The sequence below is a fragment of the Pseudomonas sp. NPDC077186 genome (assembly GCF_044543505.1).
GTDB lineage: Bacteria > Pseudomonadota > Gammaproteobacteria > Pseudomonadales > Pseudomonadaceae > Aquipseudomonas.
Genome location: NZ_JBITWE010000005.1, coordinates 1 through 15465 on the forward strand (window position 1 = coordinate 1; position 15465 = coordinate 15465).

A 15465-nucleotide genomic window follows, 5' to 3' on the forward strand; every position below is an offset into this window, starting at 1 on the left:
TGCCGGGTAGCTATGTTCGGAAAAGATAACCGCTGAAAGCATCTAAGCGGGAAACTTGCCTCAAGATGAGATCTCACTGGAGCCTTGAGCTCCCTGAAGGGCCGTCGAAGACTACGACGTTGATAGGTGGGGTGTGTAAGCGCTGTGAGGCGTTGAGCTAACCCATACTAATTGCCCGTGAGGCTTGACCATATAACACCCAAACAATCTGCTGCGAAGCAGAGGGTGTCGATAGTGAAGTCGACTGAATGCCGAAGATTTGCACGAGAGCTACAGGCCCCAGGGCCAAGCCAAACGACTGTCACATACCCAATTCGCTGTAACGGTTAACCCCGCGACAGCAACAAATTGCTTGACGACCATAGAGCGTTGGAACCACCTGATCCCATCCCGAACTCAGCAGTGAAACGACGCATCGCCGATGGTAGTGTGGGGCTTCCCCATGTGAGAGTAGGTCATCGTCAAGCTCCTATACGAAACCCCAGATCGCCAACGCGGTCTGGGGTTTCTTCTTTGTGCGTCGGAAAATCGTGGCACATCTTGTGCCGTAAGAGACACCGATCGCCTGTGTATGTCCGTTGCTGCGGCTCGTCTAGAATAGGCCCATATCACTGGGGGGCTTCATGTCTGATTTGGCTACCGAGCAGCAGTTAGCGGCGCTTCCGCTGGAGGCGTTGGTCGCTTGCCATGAGTGCGATCTGCTGATGCGCAAGCCGAGCTTGGGCGATGGCGAGAGTGCCGAGTGCCCGCGCTGTGGCTATGAGTTGTTCCGCCACCGCCACCGTGTGATCAGGCGCAGTCTGGCACTGGTGATCGCGGCCTTGCTGCTCTATATACCGGCCAACTTTCTGCCGATCATGCAGCTCAATCTGTTGGGGCAGACCACCGAGGATACCGTCTGGAGCGGGGTCGTAGGGCTCTACGACAGCGGCATGCAGGGCATCGCCCTGGTGGTCTTTCTCAGTAGCATGGCGGTGCCTCTGCTCAAGCTGCTGTGCCAGTTGTTGGTGCTGCTGAGCATTCGCCTGGATTGCGGACGCAGCTATGGTTTGCTGCTATATCGCATTTATCACCATATGCGCGAATGGGGCATGCTCGAGGTCTATCTGATGGGCATCCTGGTGGCGATAGTCAAGCTGCTGGATCTGGCAGACCTGAGCCTAGGTTTGGGATTGTCCTGTTTCGTCGCGCTGCTGTTGGTGCAGGTATGGCTGGAGGTGACCATGTCGCCGCATCAGATCTGGGAAGCCTTGTCCGGGGAGGATGTGCATGCGGGCGATTGATGCGGGATTGCTGGTTTGCCATGAGTGCCATCAGCTCAACCCCGTCGACCCTGGCGTCAAGCAGCAGTATTGCAGTCGCTGCGGCGCGCAGGTGCATGCACGCAGGCCCGACAGTCTGGTACGCACCTGGGCGTTGCTGCTGACCGCGGCGATTCTCTATATTCCGGCCAACCTGCTGCCGATCATGACGGTCAACAGCCTGGGCAAGGGGGCGCCGTCGACCATCATGGGCGGGGTGATCGAGCTGATCCAGTACGGCATGCTGCCGATTGCCGCGGTGGTGTTCGTCGCCAGCATCCTGGTGCCGACCTTCAAGCTGGTCGGCATCGCGCTGCTGCTGTATTCGGTGCAGCGTCATCAGCCGATGTCGGCGCGCCAGCGCATCCTCATGTATCGCTTCATCGAGTGGATCGGCCGCTGGTCCATGCTGGATATCTTCGTCATTGCCATTCTGGTGGCGCTGGTGAACTTCGGCAGCCTGGCCAGTATCGAGCCCGGCGCCGGTGCCGCCGCTTTCGCCAGCGTGGTGATTCTGACCATGCTTGCCGCCCTCACCTTTGACCCCCGCCTGATCTGGGATAACACGGAACCTGACCATGACTGATCTGCCTACGGCCAAGACTCGACCCGCTTCGAACTGGTCCGCCATTTGGGTGTTGCCCCTGCTCGCCCTGGCGATAGGGGCCTGGCTGGCCTGGCGCGCCTATTCGCAGGCCGGCATCGAGATTCAGGTGCTGTTCGAGAACGGCTCCGGTATCCAGGTCGGCAAGACCGAGGTGATCTTCAAGGGCATCGCCATCGGCAAGGTCACCGAACTGGCGCTCGATCGCAGTGGCGAGCGGCGCGGGGTGATCGCCACGCTGGAGATGGACAAGGAAACCGAGCCCCATCTGCTCAGCGGCACGCGTTTCTGGCTGGTCAAGCCCAGCGTGACCCTGGCCGGCATTACCGGACTGGAGACGCTGGTGTCCGGCAACTACATCGCCGTCAGTCCGGGGGAGGGGGAGCCGGCGCGCTCGTTCACCGCGCTGCCCGAGGCGCCGCCGCTGGCGGACGACGTACCCGGTCTGCACCTGACCCTGAATGCCGAACGCCTAGGCTCCTTGAGCAAGGACAGTCCGGTGTTCTACAAGCAGATCCAGGTCGGTCGGGTGAAGAGCTACGTGTTGGGCGCGGATCAGAGCACGGTCGAGGTGAAGCTGTTCATCGAGCCGCAGTACGCCAGCCTGGTGCGCAAGCACACGCGCTTCTGGAACGCCAGCGGTGTGTCCATCGACGCCGGCCTGACCGGAGTCAAGCTGCGTACCGAGTCGCTGGCCAGCATAGTCGCCGGCGGAATCGCCTTCGCCACGCCGGAGCACCGCAAGGACAGTCCGGCCACCGATCCGAGCATTCCCTTCCGCCTCTACGAGGACTACGACGCGGCGCAGGCCGGTATCCGCGTCGCGCTGAAGCTGCACGACTTCGAAGGCCTGGAGCCGGGCCGCACGCCGGTGATGTACAAGGGCATCCAGGTCGGCCACATGAAGACGTTCAAGGTCGATGCCGACCTGGGCGGTGCCCAGGTGGAGCTGATGCTTGACCCGCGTACCGAAGACTACCTAGTCGAGGGCACCGATTTCTGGGTGGTCAGGCCGTCGATCTCGCTGGCCGGCATCACTGGTCTGGAGGCGCTGGTCAAGGGCAACTACATCGCCATTCGTCCCGGCGAAAGCGGCAATCCGCCGCTGCGCGAGTTCGTGGCGCGGCCCAAGGCGCCGCCGCTGGATCTGGGCGCGCCGGGGCTGCACCTGGTGCTGTTCAGCGACAACCTGGGGTCGATGGAGGTGGGCAGCCCGATCCTCTATCGGCAGATCAAGGTGGGCTCGGTGCAGAGCTTCCAGTTGTCGCGCGACGACCGCCAAGTGGTGCTGGGCGTGCACATCGAGCCGGAGTACAGCCATCTGATCAACACCTCGACCCGTTTCTGGAATGCCAGTGGCATCACCCTCAAGGGCGGGTTGTCGGGGGTGGAGGTGAAGAGCGAGTCGCTGCAGACCCTGCTGGCCGGCGGCATCGCCTTCGAGACGCCCGAGCCGCAAGCGGCCAGGAGCGACCGGCGGGTGCAGCGTTTCAGCCTGTACGCCGATCGCGACAGCGCCCTGCAGCCTGGGCAAGCGATCAGCATCCGCGTCGCCAATGGCGACGGCCTGCAGCCCGGCACGGCGATCCGCTACAAGGGCCTGGAGGTCGGCAAGGTGGAGAGCATGAGCCTCACCGACGACCTGCAGGCCGTGGTGCTGGGCGTGCGCATCACCGAGGCAGCCGAGCGTATCGCCCGCGAGGGCACGCAGTTCTGGGTGATCAAGCCGGAACTGAGTCTGACCCGCGCCGCCAACCTGGGTACCCTGGTCAGCGGTCAGTATCTGGAAGTGCAGCCGGCAGCCAAGCCGGGCGCGCGGCGGCTGGAGTTCACCGCGTTGGGCAGCCCGCCCAGTCAGAGTGCGCGCGAAGAGGGCCTGCGCCTGGTGCTTAGCGCGGCGCGGCGCGGCTCGATCAAGCCCGGCGTACTGGTCAGCTATCGTGAGATCCCGGTGGGCAAGGTGGTGAACTTCGAACTGGGGCCGACCTCGGATCGGGTGCTGATCCATGTGCTGATCGAGCCGCGTTACGCACCGCTGGTGCGCAGCGGCAGCCGCTTCTGGAATGCCAGCGGCATCGGCGTGGATGCCGGGCTGTTCAAGGGCGTGAAGGTGCGCACCGAGTCGCTGGAGGCGTTGATCGAGGGTGGTATCGCCTTCGCCACGCCGAACAATCCGGAGATGGGCGGGCCGGCGCAGCCGGGGCAGACCTTTGCACTGTTCGACGAGCCGCAGGATGTCTGGATGCAGTGGGCGCCGAAGATCGTGCTGGAGCAGTGAGCGGCACCCTGATGTGGCGTAGGAGCGGCTTTAGCCGCGAAGTGCCGATGGCAGGCGTTCGCGGCTGAAGCCGCTCCTACGATAATTGGCCTTGCGCGTTGGTGCCGGTGAAAAGCGCCATCCAGCCTAGGCCGCAACCTTTACCCCATCGCCATATAGCTCGCGGCTAAAGCCCCTCCCACAGTCTCCTGCCGCGTGGGAGGGGCTTTAGCCGCGATAGGCCGTCAAGCCGGCTCGACCGCTTCTTCCTGCTGCGGTGCTTGGACCTTGGCACTTTCGCGCGGCTTGATGAACTTCCAGTCCGCCTCGTCGATATAGATGCCGTTGGGGCCGCTGCCGCCTTCCAGGTCGATGGCCACATGGGCCGAGACCTGCGGCTTGACCGAGGCCAGGATTGGTACGAAGCCGAGCTGCAGGCTGGTCTCGATCAGCGCCTGCTGGTTGCGTTCGTCGATGTCCGCCGCCTCGTCGAGGTAGTAGGGCAGGCGTACGCGCCCGGCCTGCTCGCGGTCCATCAGGTGCAGCAACAGATACATGTTGGTCAGCGCCTTGATGGTCATGGTGGTGCCGTTGGAGGCGGCACCATCGATATCCGTGTGGATGACCGGCTGGCCATGCACCTTGGTGATCTCGAAGGCCAGCTCGAACAGGTCCTTGAGGCCCAGCTGGTTGCCGTTGGCGGCGACCAGGCGCGACAGGTAGTCCTTGGCCTCCTCGTTCTTGGCGTCCTGGTCGGCCGATTGCGACAGGTCGAACACCGACAGGGTCTCGCCTTCTTCGTACTGACCGGCGCTGTGGATGATCTGGTCGATATGGCGCAGGGCTTCCTTGTTCGGCGCCAGGACGATGCGGAAGCTCTGCAGGTTGGACACCTGGCGCTTGTTGATCTCGCGGTTGAACAGCGCCAGTTGATGCTCGAGGTTGTCGTAGTCGCTGCGGATATTGCGCAGGGTACGGGCGATATCGGTCACCGCCGCACGGCGTGCCTTGGCCAGGGTCAGGGCCTCGTCCTGGCGGTGGGCGTAGGCGTTGACCAGCAGTTGCAGGCGACGCTCGACGTCGTCTTCGCTATCGAACTTGGCCACGCCCTTGAGGCGTACCTGGGCATAGAGCGCCTCGATCTGGCCGTCGATGCGTTGTAGCGCCTGCCAGGTGTCCTGGTAGTCGTTGAGCAGCGGCAGCAGGTTGTCCAGGCTGTCGTCGACGGGCTCCATAAACGGCGTGCCGAACGGCAGGTCGGCCGGCAGCAACTGGCGGCGGCGCAGGGCGTCTTCCAGAGTGCGCTCCTTGGCTTCCAGGTCGGCCAGTTGCCGGCCGACCAGTTGCAGCTTGGCGGACAGCTGCTGCACGCGTTCGGCGAAGGCATCGCTGGCGCGCTTGAGTTCGTCCTGGGCGCCTTCCAGCTCGGCCAGACGCTCCAGCTTCTGCGGCTCCTCGGCGGCCAAGGTCTGGCTCTTGCGGAAGTCTTCCAGCGCTTTCTGCGCATCCAGCACGGCCTGGTACAGGGTTTCGGCCTGGGCCTTGCTGGCGGCGCGGTCGGCGGCTACCGACTGCTGGCTCTTGAGCTGCTTGAGCTCGCGCTCCAGGCGATCCTTCTGATCGCGCAGGGCGGCGCGGTCGGCCAGTGCCTGCAGCGCCGGCGGCTCGATATGGCTGAGGTCGATGGACAGGCCCGGCACGGCGAAGGTGTCGCCCTTGAAGCGATCCAGTACCGCCTCGACCGCTTTGACCCAGTCGTCGCCCTCGGCCTGGATGCCTTTCTCGCCCAGCGGCAGACTGAACAGCTGGCCGTTAAATAGGCGCATTAGCCTATCCACATCTTGCTGGCTGAATTCCTCGCGTAGGCGCGAGTAGCTGTTGTTGTCGGCGTGATCGAGCTGCTGCTTGACTGACTTGAGGCGCTTCTCCAGGTCGCGCAGGCGCTCGTCCAGGTCTTCGCTGGAGAACTGCCGCGACTGAGCCAGGGCGCCGGCCAATTCGTCGTGGGCGTCCTTGGCGGCGAGCAGTTGCTCTTCCAGCACCTTGGCGTTTTCCACCAGGGCGAAGCGGTTCTTCAGTACCGACAGCTCACCCAGCCAGCGCTGGATTTCGCTGATCTCGCGCTCCAGGCGCATCAGCTCGGCGGTGCCGCCGCGCTGTTCGTTCTGCAGGCCGTCCTGCTCGCCCTTGTAGTGCTCGGCCTGGATCACCAGCTCTTCCTTGCGCGCATCGGCGTAGTCGTGCCAGGTGCCCAGCAGGTTGTCGAGCAGCGGCGAGAGGCGGTGCAGCTTGCCGCGCAGCACTTCGCGCTGGGCCACACCCGAGGCCAGCGCCTCGATCAGCGGGCCGGCGGTGACCAGCGCCTGGTAGTCCTGCTCCATGCGGCGCACGTCACGGAAGGCTTCCTCGGTGGCGGCGATATAGTCGACGCTACCCGAACGCAGGCTGTGCTCGAAGGCGTCGAGGAACAGCTGCTTGAGCTTGGCGGCGGTGATCTCGCGCATATGCAGCAGGTTGATAAACAGCGCGCGGAAGGTCTTCAGGCTCTGCTCGCTGGTCGAGCGCAGCGGGATCAGGGTCAGGTCCAGCGGGATGCTGGTGTGGCCGCCGACCAGCAGGCGACGCAGTTCGTCGGGCTTGAGCTCATAGGCGGTGATGCCGGCCTGGCCGAGGTTCTTGAACAGTTCGCGCTGGCGCAGGCAGGTGCCGTTCTGCTGGTAATGCTCCAGATCCAGCTCGCCGGCGTAGGCGAAGAACTGGTGGCCGAAGCCGCCACCCGGGCCGCGACCGGCCACGCCGATCACGTGCGGGCCATGGGGCAGGGCGACTTCGACGAGGATGTAGCTGGTGTCGCTGGCGAAGTAGAACTTGCGCGAGGCTTCCAGGCTGTACTTGCCGAAGCTCATGTCCGACATGCGCGCCAGGATCGGGAACTGCAGGGCGTTGATCGAGGCGGATTTGCCCAGGTTGTTGGCGCCGTATACCGACAGCGGGTTTTCCAGCGGGAACAGGCCGAGGCTGTAGCCGGCGGTGTTCAGCAGGGCGAAGCGGCGGATGCCGTAGCGTTCCTGGCTCATGCGTCCATCTCCTGTGCAGCGCGTTCTTCGGCCATGGCGCGGGCCAGGGCGTCTTCCTCGGATTCTTCACCGTCCACGGCTTCGACTGGATCGGCATCGCCATCATCGTCCAGCAGCACCGGCGCCGGTAGCGGCAGGTCGCTGCTGTGCAGGCTGGCGGCCAGGTCGCGGTCATGCTGCACCGACAGGCAGACGTCGAGGAAACGGTGCATCGGCGGCAGGAAGCGGTACACGCCGTTGCTGTCCTCGGCGAAGCCGAGCTGGGTGAGGCGGCGGATGATCTTGTCTTCCAGCTCCTCGAAGGTGGTGACTTCGGCCTGCAGGAACAGGTCGCGGTATTTCTCCAGCAGCGCCGGCAGCTCGTCACGGCCGATGCTGCCGCCGTCGAGCACGGAGAGCGGGTCGCGTCCCTGGTCGGCGAGGTGTTCGACCAGAATGAAGGTGAACAGCGCCAGGCGCTGGGCGGTCTTGTTCACCTGTGGGGCGACCTGCTCGGGGACGAAGTAGTAGAAGCCGCGCGGGTCGCACACCAGCTCGAAGCCGAGAGCGCGGAACAGCGCGCGGTACTGGTCCTGCATGCTGGACAGCTGGGCGTAGCACTCCGGCTCGCTGCGCGAGATGTGGTAACCCTTGAACAGGTCGCGGAAGGCGGCCGCGAGCTGGGTCATTTCTTTTAGATCGATGTTCATGGCAATCCGTTGGCTAGTGGAGCCGAGTAGGGTGCGCCGTGCGCACCGGGTCGTCGGTTATGGTGCGCACGGCGCACCCTACGGAGTCTTGAGCAGGGCATAGGAGCTGAGGCTGACCTCGTGTTCGCGCGTCAGGTACTGGCGGCGCTCCAGGCGTTCACGCTGGAAGCGCGACTCGCGCGACAGGCGCGAGAACCAGTAGAGCAACTCGTCGGTGGCGCCTTCCGGCTCCTGCTCCAGCAGCCAGGCCATCAGGTCCGGCAGCGGCAGGGCCTGCTCGCAGCGCTCGATCATTTCCCGCGCGGTCTTCGGCGCCTTGGGCGCGCCGCCCTTGCGGCTGCCGCTGGCCTTGGGGAAGTGCGCCGGCTTGGCTTCGAAGCGCGCCAGGGCATAGACGTAGGCCTCGACCTGGCTGGCTGAGCCGAGGAAGTTGCTCTGCGGCCGGGTGAACAGCGGCATGGCCGCCTGCGGCACGGCGTCGATGCCCTTCTTGCGGATCACCGATAGCGCCAGTGCGGCGCCACGGGTCACGGCGTTGTGCCGGCGGGCTTCCTCGCGCAGCGGCAGCAGCAGCTCGCGAGCCTTGCGCAGGGTCAGCTGGGCGGTGGTCTGCATTTCCAGGATGCGTGCGTGGGTGCGCAGCAGCAGGTCGTCGTCGACCAGTTGGCCGAGGCGCTGCTGGTCGCCGAGCAGGCGCAGCAGCACCTGTTCGACGCGGCGCACGCCCTGCTCGAAGGCGCCGTCGGCGGCGACCAGTTGGATCATCGGCTCGACGTATTCGTCCCAGGTGGCCAGCACCTCGGCGTAGCGCTGGCGCAGGGGAATCTGCCGGTCGCTGGTCTTGGCCCGGTCGGCCACGCCGACCAGCGCCTGTTCATCGTTGGCCAGCTTCTTCAGCACGTCGCGTACGCGCATATCGAGCAGACGCAACTGACGCGCCAGGTCGTTGGCGTCGCGCACTTCGAAGGCGTCCTGGATATAGCCGGCCAGGCGCTCCAGGTGGCGCAGGTAGGCTTCGATCTCCAGGCACAGGCCGAGGCGGTGCTCGCGGCGCAGGTAGGCGAGAAAATCGTGGATCTGCGCGTTGAGCTCGAAACGGTTGGGGCTCTTGGCCACCGGCACCAGGATGTCCAGGCGAATCCAGGTGTCGAGCAGGGCGGTGGTGTCGCTGGGCGTGGCGTCGGGCAGCTGCGCGGCGAGCTGGCCGCGCAGCTCCACCAGGCTCAGGGTGCCGGCGTCGAAACGCTCGCAGAGCGGTTCGAGCAACGTCCAGTGTTCGGCGAGGGCGCGCAATACGCGCTTGGGATCGATCATCGAGGCGCCGGGTCCAGGCAAGTGAAAAGAGGCGATTGTACTGCAAGGCGGGTGCCGGGTTTGAGCGCGAGTCGATCAGAGGCAGGTGACGCGTTGCGGCACATTGGGACGCGGCGGGCCCGGAGGTGCCGGACAAGTCCTTGATATGGGTGGAAAAAGCGCTGCCTGGCGGCTGGCGCACTTTCTGCAAAGAGCTGCGCATAGCCTTGCCGCCAGAGTTCGCCCATGCCCGCCACCGCCCTGAGTATCGACGCCTGTTGGCAAGAGTTGCAGCACCAGCGCGACCTGGACTGGGAGCTGGACGCCATCACCGACCGCAGCGAGGCCATCGCCTTTCTCAAGCGCTTCGAAAACCGCCTGTGTATCTATTCCAGCTACGTGGAAAAGCTCTACAGCAACTACAGCTTCGTGGTGCCGCAGGAGGCGGGCAGCATCACCATCCTGCCGGACGAGCTGGCCTGGCACGACACCTTCCACGATATCCCGGCCGACGCCGTGGAGGCCACCGGGGTGCATATCCTGCCGGGCGAGGCGGTGGGCGAGACCGGGCTGTACCTCAAGGTGCCCGGCGAGTTTCGCCTGGTGGCCTCGCGCGAGCTGCCGTTCCAGGACGGCCTGCGCCTGCTGATCGAGCGTTATCGCGCACGCGGCGAGCATTTCCTGCCGGTGCTGGTGAAGGGCGATCTGCGCGAGTACGAGGCGCGCATGCCGTCGCTGCACCTGCACCGGATCAACCCGCACAAGCTGGCGCACTGCTCGCAGCTGAGCATCGACGCCATCCGCGGCACTATTGCCGAGCACCTGCTGGCGTTGTTCCGCCAGGGCTGACGGGCGGGTGTTACGCCGCTGTTGCCGGCGGTAACACCGCCGCCCTGAGCGCGCCGCGGCAGGCGGCTATTTGACGTCCTTTTCTCGACTATGGGTCGGGCCGTCCTGGCGCAGGCCTCCTTATAGTGGCCATAAGGGTTCGAGTCGGAGCGCTCGACCGCCACCATAAGAAAAGGGGTTCCGCCATGCGCCAGTCCTGCCGTTTCGCCAAACCTGCTCTGGCGTTGCTGTGCGCCTCGCTGCTGGTCGCGCCGGTGGCTCAGGCCAAGCTGGAGGAGCTGGCGGATGAGGAACTCTCCGATATCACCGGGCAGGCCTTTATCAACCTCACCACCGACACCGCCGGGCAGGTCAACTACACCCGGGTCAACTTCGGCCTCAAGGTGGACACCCAGCTCAATATCAAGAAACTGGAACTGGGCGGCTATCCGCGCGCGGGCGAGACCCGCGCCTCGGACATCCTGATCAACAACTTCGCCCTGGGCACGGTCGGTCCCAACGATACGATCAACCCCTTCCAGATTGTCGATCCCTACCTGGAGCTGGCCTACGAGGGCAATCAGGTGGTCGGCGTGCGCATCGGCTTCGGCGAGGCCAAAGGCGTGCTGTCCGGGGATATCTCGCACCTGACCGGCAATATTCCGGTGCAGCTTGAGGGGCGTGCCAAGCCCATTCGTGACGCAGCGGGGTGGGGGACGCGCCTTCTGATGGATATAGCCGGGGTTGGCGACAACACCATCGTGGGTTCCGAGGCCATGTTGGTGACCAGTGGCGGCGCTCCCGATCCGATCCGGGCGAACACGGCGGGCCTACCGAATGGCAGGCAACTGACCTGCATCAGTAACTGCGGGCTGTTCAGCGGTGCGTTGAGTTGGTTCAGCTCGAGTAACTGCGCCTTGCTGGGGATCCAGACCTGCTTCCCGTTGAATCAGTTCCAGTCGCTGGACGTCGGCAACGTCAGCGCACCGGGCATGGAACAGGCGGCCAAGGGCGTGTTTATCTCCCTGCAGCTCAAGGACATGCAGTGGCGCGATATGGACACCTCCGCCCTGATCAATACCGTGGCCGGCGCTTTCCTCAATATCCCCAAGTACCGCGACGCCAACGGCAACCTGGTGGCGGGCATCAAGTTCGATTTCGAGCAGGCGTTCAACGGTATCCCGCGGCAGGACACCTGCCTGGGTAGTGCCATGAAGGGGTGCTGACGATGAAACGCCGCCTGTTGCTGATTGTCTGCGTGTCGAGCTGGTCGCTGGCGTCGGCCATGGAGCCGCTGAGTGATCAGGAACTCTCCGACGTGCAGGGCGCCGGTCTGGGCTTCGTGCTGGATCAGGTGCTGCTGGATGGCTCCGGCGCGCAGATCGTGATCAACGACATCACCAACGATCAGGGGCAGAACGTGCCCATTTCGTTGAAGAACCTCTACCTGGGCGCCGCCGGCAGCAACAAGGGCAGCAATCTCAACCCGGTGACCATCGGCAGCCTCGACCATCCCTTCGAGCTGGAACTGGCCAAGGGCGAAGAGCTGCGCACCCTGCGCGACGACGGTCAGTGGGTGCAGACCACGCCCAGCAATGTCGCCGTGCTGTCGTTCAACTTCCCCGAGCGTCTGCAGGCCGGCGGCAACCCCTGTATCGCCAGCTACGCCGGCGCCGGCTCCAATTGCTCCACCGGTGCCAGCGGGCGCGCCGATCTGGGCATGCGCTTCGACTTCCAGGTGGCGGCCGGGCGTACCGAGATGCTCGCCCTGGACTTCCACCAACTGGTGATGGACGGCTCCTACCTGCGCCTGTGGGGCGACCCCGGGCAGAACGGCAACGGCGAGCTGGTCGGCGAGGCGCGGGTGAATATCTTCGCCAAGACCCTGGAGATCATGTCCTGCGCCCAGGCCAACTGCGATACCGCCGGCGAGACCGCCGCCCAGCGCGGCGCGCGTACCCTCTATATCACCAACGGCTACGCCAATATCGCCCTGGGCTATGGCAAGTCGCAGCCGTTACGCCTGCGCTCCAGCGCCGACGGCCAGTTCGTGCTGGAACTGCAGAACCCCACCGCCGCTGGCACCAGCGCGGCACAACGCCAGGCCCTGGCGACCGATTTCTACGCCAACGCGCCGCGCACCAATCTGCTGTTCGACAACCTGACCGTCGGCGGCACGCGCAGCAGCCCGACCGCGATTCCCGCCGGCGGCTACAACTTCGGCCGCAACGAGATTTCCGGGCTCAGCTTCAACTACCTCAAGGTGAGCAGCTATGACCTGCGCTAGCCGAATCGCCGCCGCCCTTGCCCTGTTGCCGGCGCTGGCCCTGGCCGAGCTGCAGGCGCTGGACGACGACGCGCTCAGTGAGCTGAGCGGGCAGGGCGGGGTCTACCTGTCCGGCGAATTCAGCATCAACAAGGACGGCGGCGTGCTCTGGGGCACGCCGGCCGGCAACGACCCGGCGCAGTGGACGGCCAACCAGCGCAGCTGCGCCCTGGCCGGCGCGGCCAGCCCCGAGAGCTGCGGCCTGCGCCTGGCCATCCGCTCCGGCGCCAACGCCGGCTGGTACGTGCTGGACAACCTCAAGGGCATCTTCAGCTTCGAGGGCCTGACCCTGGATACCCGCACCCTGACCGGCGCGGGCGGCGAGCAGGAGGTGCTGGCGCTTGGCCTGCCCAACGAGATTCGCTTCAAGGACGGCAACTTCGCCTTCGGCGTGGCCAGTCAGGGCGGCTGGAAGAACAAGGCGCTGAGCGCCGCCAACGGTGGCGATCCGAGCTATCAGCAGACCAATATCTTCTCGGCCAAGATCGACGGCAGCATCCGCATGCAGGGCAGCGTACTGATCTTCCCGACCAATTGAGGAGCCGCATCATGCAGCGTCACGCTTGGCTTTCAGCGCTCCTGCTTGGCAGCTCACCGGTCTGGGCCATGCAGGCGCTGGACGACGACAGCCTGGCCGGCGTCAGCGGCCGCGGCGGCATCAGCATCGAAACCGCCGGTGGCGGCTGGTCGGCAGGCAGCGTCGAGTATCGCGATGACGGCCAGAGTCTGCGCCTTGAGGGTGTTTCCAGTCGCCCCCAGCAGGCTGATAGCGTTTCCACCACGCAGCTCGACGTGGTCGACGAGCGGCTGCAGATCGAGCATCAGGGCCGGCCCAACCAGCTGGCGATCAGCAATGTTGGCTTCGCCGGCAGCGACAAGAGCTTCGGCGCCTTCCGCGCCTTCTATAGCCTGGGCGCCAGCCTCAAGCTGCGTGGTGGCGGCGCCAGCGGGGTTGCCGGTTTCAGCCTCGACGACAGCCGCCTGAGCCTGGATGCGGTGACCTTCTATTACCGCGACAACGGCCTCGACCTGATCGTGCGCGACCTGTCCTTCGACACCTATTTGAACAACGCCTACCTGGACATAGTCGGCGGAGGCGACGGTTCGGCGATCCGCCTCGACCTGGGCGACTCGCGCTTCGTCGGCCATATCGGCGCGATCAACCTCGACCTGGCCCATGGCGACCCCGTGCCGGGCGTGGCGGTCACTCCCGGCGCGCCGGATACCCGCCATCCCGAGCACGGGCGCAGCTTCGGCCAGCTGGACATGGACCTGCGCCTGGGCGGCAGCGTCCGCATCGCCGGCGGCGGCGCCACTGGCGAGGGGCTGCGCCTGATCCCGCAGATCACCATTGCCAACAGCCTGTTCCAGTACCGGGACGACGGCGTGCTGCGCGCGGAGAACTTCGCCGGCGTGCTCAGCAGCCAGAACGGCATCACCCTCGACCTGGGCGAGGACGGCAGCGGCCGCTATGCGCAACTGGCCTTTCAGGACCTCAAGCTCAACGCCAGCCTCGGCGGCCTGATCATCGGCAACCCGAGCAACCAGAAGATCGGCAGCCTGGCCCTGGACCTCAATTTCCAGGATCAGGGCGCGCGGCAGAACTGGTTCAGGCTGCGCCCCGGCGGCGATGCCAATTCCGGGCTCAAGGGCATCAGCGCCGATGTCTCGTGGAACATGATCAGCAGTTCGGTCTCGCTCACCGATAACGGCAACAGCCTGTGGTTCAGCGGCCTGCGCACCCATGGCAGCGGCCAGCTCAGCCTGGATCTGACCAAGAGCTGCGCCGGCGGCGTCAGCGCCGGCTGCTACGCCGGCAGCGCCAATACCCAGCCGGGCAGCGGCGGCTACGACGGCCACTTCGACGGCCTGCGCCTGGGCCTGAAGAATGTGGTCGGCAGCTACAGCTTCGACGGCCTGCGCGTCGGCACGGCCGATGCGCCGCTGCAGGGCGGCACCGAACTGCTGGTGCTGCTGGAAATCTTCCCGGCCTACGATTTCACCCTCAACGGCCAACTGACCATCCGCCCCGGCGGCGCCAGCGGCGACGGTCTGCGCTACAACGCCGACTTTCTGATCAGCGACGCCAACGCGGCGATCACCGTCGACGAGAGCGGCAAGGGCCTGTGGCTGTCCGGCACGCGCTACGACATGCACTTTCGCGACGGTTCGCTGGACGTGACCCAGGACGGCGTGCAATTGAACAAGGGCACCTACTGGTCGACCCTGGACGTCAATGACCTGCGCTGGGGCGACCGCAGCACCGGCCACAGCCTCGGTCGCATCGTGCTGCGCCGCTACGAGCAGGGCTCCACCCTCAGCCTCAGCTCCGGCGGCGCCGGCGCGCTGTGCGTCGGCGGCAGCGGCGCCAATGCCTCGGCCTGCTCGGCCAGCGGCGGGCGCTGGGAAGACCGCGGCAACGAGGGCCTGAGCGCCGGGCTGAAGAACGTCTTCGTCCGCGACACCTCGGGCAACCCGGCGGGCAGCGTCTCGGCCAGCGAGAAGCGCAACCAGCTGATCATCGAGACGGACCGGGTGGGTGGCGTCAACGGCAGCGGCGCGCAGCTGGTGGTGGACAACTTCCACACCTCCGACGCCAATCCGGCCGACGCCAATGCCAACAGCTACGGCGTGCGCGTCGACCTCAACCTCGACGTTGCGCCGACCAAGGTCTGCGACAAGGGCGCCAGCGGCTGCCCGCCGGTGACGCCCGACCCGCTGGGCTTCGCCGTCAACGGCCGGGTGCACTTCAAGGAAATCAACATCGACCGCATCCAGAACGTCCATCCCAGCGGCGGCGCGGTCACCTCCATGTACGGCATGAAGCTGCAGAACGCCGATATCCGCGCCAACCTGACCGCTACGCCGATCAACTGAAGGCGGTGGTCACGCCTTTGTAATTGACGACTCGTAGGGTGCGCTATGCGCACCAACGCTTCGTACACCGGTGGTGCGCACAGCGCACCCTACTCGCTGGCGGAGCAACCGGTAATCGCCCGTTGTACAAAAAATCTCCAATGCCCTTTCGATATTTGTCGGTAATCGGCACAATTCGCCTCCACTTTTTTCTGGGGGGCCGCAAGGCCCCTC

The 15465-nt window shown here is 65.3% G+C and carries 11 protein-coding genes and 2 rRNA genes; 10 read left to right on the forward strand and 3 right to left on the reverse strand.

What is annotated here, in order from left to right; all coding sequences use genetic code 11:
• From ACIGKL_RS18220 to ACIGKL_RS18240, 5 genes are all read left to right on the forward strand, one after another.
• A 23S ribosomal RNA gene (locus ACIGKL_RS18220) occupies positions 1-192 on the forward strand; the annotation flags it as partial.
• A 159-nt stretch (positions 193-351) separates the two neighbouring features.
• Positions 352-467 (forward strand): 5S ribosomal RNA (gene rrf / locus ACIGKL_RS18225).
• Positions 468-623: 156 nt separating this feature from the next.
• Positions 624-1283 (forward strand): paraquat-inducible protein A, encoded by a 660-nt coding sequence (locus ACIGKL_RS18230; RefSeq protein ID WP_397487886.1) that lies wholly within the window; start codon positions 624-626, stop codon positions 1281-1283.
• Positions 1270-1887: a paraquat-inducible protein A gene (locus tag ACIGKL_RS18235; protein ID WP_397487887.1), complete on the forward strand. Its 618-nt coding sequence runs from the start codon at positions 1270-1272 to the stop codon at positions 1885-1887. Before ACIGKL_RS18230 ends, ACIGKL_RS18235 begins: the two co-directional genes overlap by 14 nt.
• Positions 1880-4183 carry an MlaD family protein gene (locus ACIGKL_RS18240; protein WP_397487888.1) on the forward strand — a complete coding sequence of 768 codons (2304 nt, stop codon included), beginning with the start codon at positions 1880-1882 and terminating at the stop codon, positions 4181-4183. The genes ACIGKL_RS18235 and ACIGKL_RS18240 overlap by 8 nt, the downstream gene beginning before the upstream one ends.
• Positions 4184-4407: 224 nt before the next feature.
• Here the strand turns inward: ACIGKL_RS18240 and mksF are convergent, their stop codons facing one another.
• The 3 genes from mksF to mksB form a co-directional block, all read right to left on the reverse strand.
• On the reverse strand, positions 4408-7239 hold the full coding sequence (mksF, locus tag ACIGKL_RS18245; RefSeq protein WP_397487889.1) for an Mks condensin complex protein MksF: 2832 nt from the start codon (positions 7237-7239) through the stop codon (positions 4408-4410).
• Positions 7236-7928: an Mks condensin complex protein MksE gene (gene mksE / locus ACIGKL_RS18250; protein ID WP_072426137.1), complete on the reverse strand. Its 693-nt coding sequence runs from the start codon at positions 7926-7928 to the stop codon at positions 7236-7238. The genes mksF and mksE overlap by 4 nt, the downstream gene beginning before the upstream one ends.
• Before the next feature lie 78 nt (positions 7929-8006).
• Entirely contained in the window at positions 8007-9242 is a 1236-nt protein-coding gene (gene mksB, locus ACIGKL_RS18255; protein ID WP_397487890.1) for an Mks condensin complex protein MksB, read from the reverse strand.
• A 225-nt stretch (positions 9243-9467) separates the two neighbouring features.
• Between mksB and ACIGKL_RS18260 the strand changes: the two genes are divergently transcribed.
• The 5 genes from ACIGKL_RS18260 (at position 9468) to ACIGKL_RS18280 (ending at position 15252) form a co-directional block, all read left to right on the forward strand.
• On the forward strand, positions 9468-10070 hold the full coding sequence (locus ACIGKL_RS18260) for a hypothetical protein (protein WP_021446240.1): 603 nt from the start codon (positions 9468-9470) through the stop codon (positions 10068-10070).
• Between the two features lie 185 nt (positions 10071-10255).
• Positions 10256-11275 (forward strand): DUF6160 family protein, encoded by a 1020-nt coding sequence (locus ACIGKL_RS18265; protein WP_397487891.1) that lies wholly within the window; start codon positions 10256-10258, stop codon positions 11273-11275.
• 2 nt (positions 11276-11277) lie between these two features.
• Complete coding sequence (locus ACIGKL_RS18270) at positions 11278-12336, forward strand: hypothetical protein (RefSeq protein ID WP_397487892.1); 1059 nt, start codon at positions 11278-11280, stop codon at positions 12334-12336.
• Positions 12323-12913 (forward strand): DUF6160 family protein, encoded by a 591-nt coding sequence (locus ACIGKL_RS18275; RefSeq protein WP_397487893.1) that lies wholly within the window; start codon positions 12323-12325, stop codon positions 12911-12913. The genes ACIGKL_RS18270 and ACIGKL_RS18275 overlap by 14 nt, the downstream gene beginning before the upstream one ends.
• Positions 12914-12924: 11 nt before the next feature.
• Positions 12925-15252 (forward strand): DUF6160 family protein, encoded by a 2328-nt coding sequence (locus ACIGKL_RS18280; RefSeq protein WP_397487894.1) that lies wholly within the window; start codon positions 12925-12927, stop codon positions 15250-15252.
• Positions 15253-15465 lie beyond the last annotated feature (213 nt).

Excerpts from the sequence above, each read along its gene's own strand:
- ACIGKL_RS18265 (WP_397487891.1), top strand. The coding sequence starts at position 10,256 with ATGCGCCAGTCCTGCCGTTTCGCCAAACCTGCTCTGGCGTTGCTGTGC.
- ACIGKL_RS18270 (WP_397487892.1), top strand. The coding sequence starts at position 11,278 with ATGAAACGCCGCCTGTTGCTGATTGTCTGCGTGTCGAGCTGGTCGCTG.
- ACIGKL_RS18275 (WP_397487893.1), top strand. The coding sequence starts at position 12,323 with ATGACCTGCGCTAGCCGAATCGCCGCCGCCCTTGCCCTGTTGCCGGCG.
- mksF (WP_397487889.1), bottom strand. The coding sequence starts at position 7,239 with ATGAGCCAGGAACGCTACGGCATCCGCCGCTTCGCCCTGCTGAACACC.
- ACIGKL_RS18280 (WP_397487894.1), top strand. The coding sequence starts at position 12,925 with ATGCAGCGTCACGCTTGGCTTTCAGCGCTCCTGCTTGGCAGCTCACCG.
- mksB (WP_397487890.1), bottom strand. The coding sequence starts at position 9,242 with ATGATCGATCCCAAGCGCGTATTGCGCGCCCTCGCCGAACACTGGACG.
- ACIGKL_RS18230 (WP_397487886.1), top strand. The coding sequence starts at position 624 with ATGTCTGATTTGGCTACCGAGCAGCAGTTAGCGGCGCTTCCGCTGGAG.
- ACIGKL_RS18235 (WP_397487887.1), top strand. The coding sequence starts at position 1,270 with ATGCGGGCGATTGATGCGGGATTGCTGGTTTGCCATGAGTGCCATCAG.
- mksE (WP_072426137.1), bottom strand. The coding sequence starts at position 7,928 with ATGAACATCGATCTAAAAGAAATGACCCAGCTCGCGGCCGCCTTCCGC.
- ACIGKL_RS18260 (WP_021446240.1), top strand. The coding sequence starts at position 9,468 with ATGCCCGCCACCGCCCTGAGTATCGACGCCTGTTGGCAAGAGTTGCAG.
- ACIGKL_RS18240 (WP_397487888.1), top strand. The coding sequence starts at position 1,880 with ATGACTGATCTGCCTACGGCCAAGACTCGACCCGCTTCGAACTGGTCC.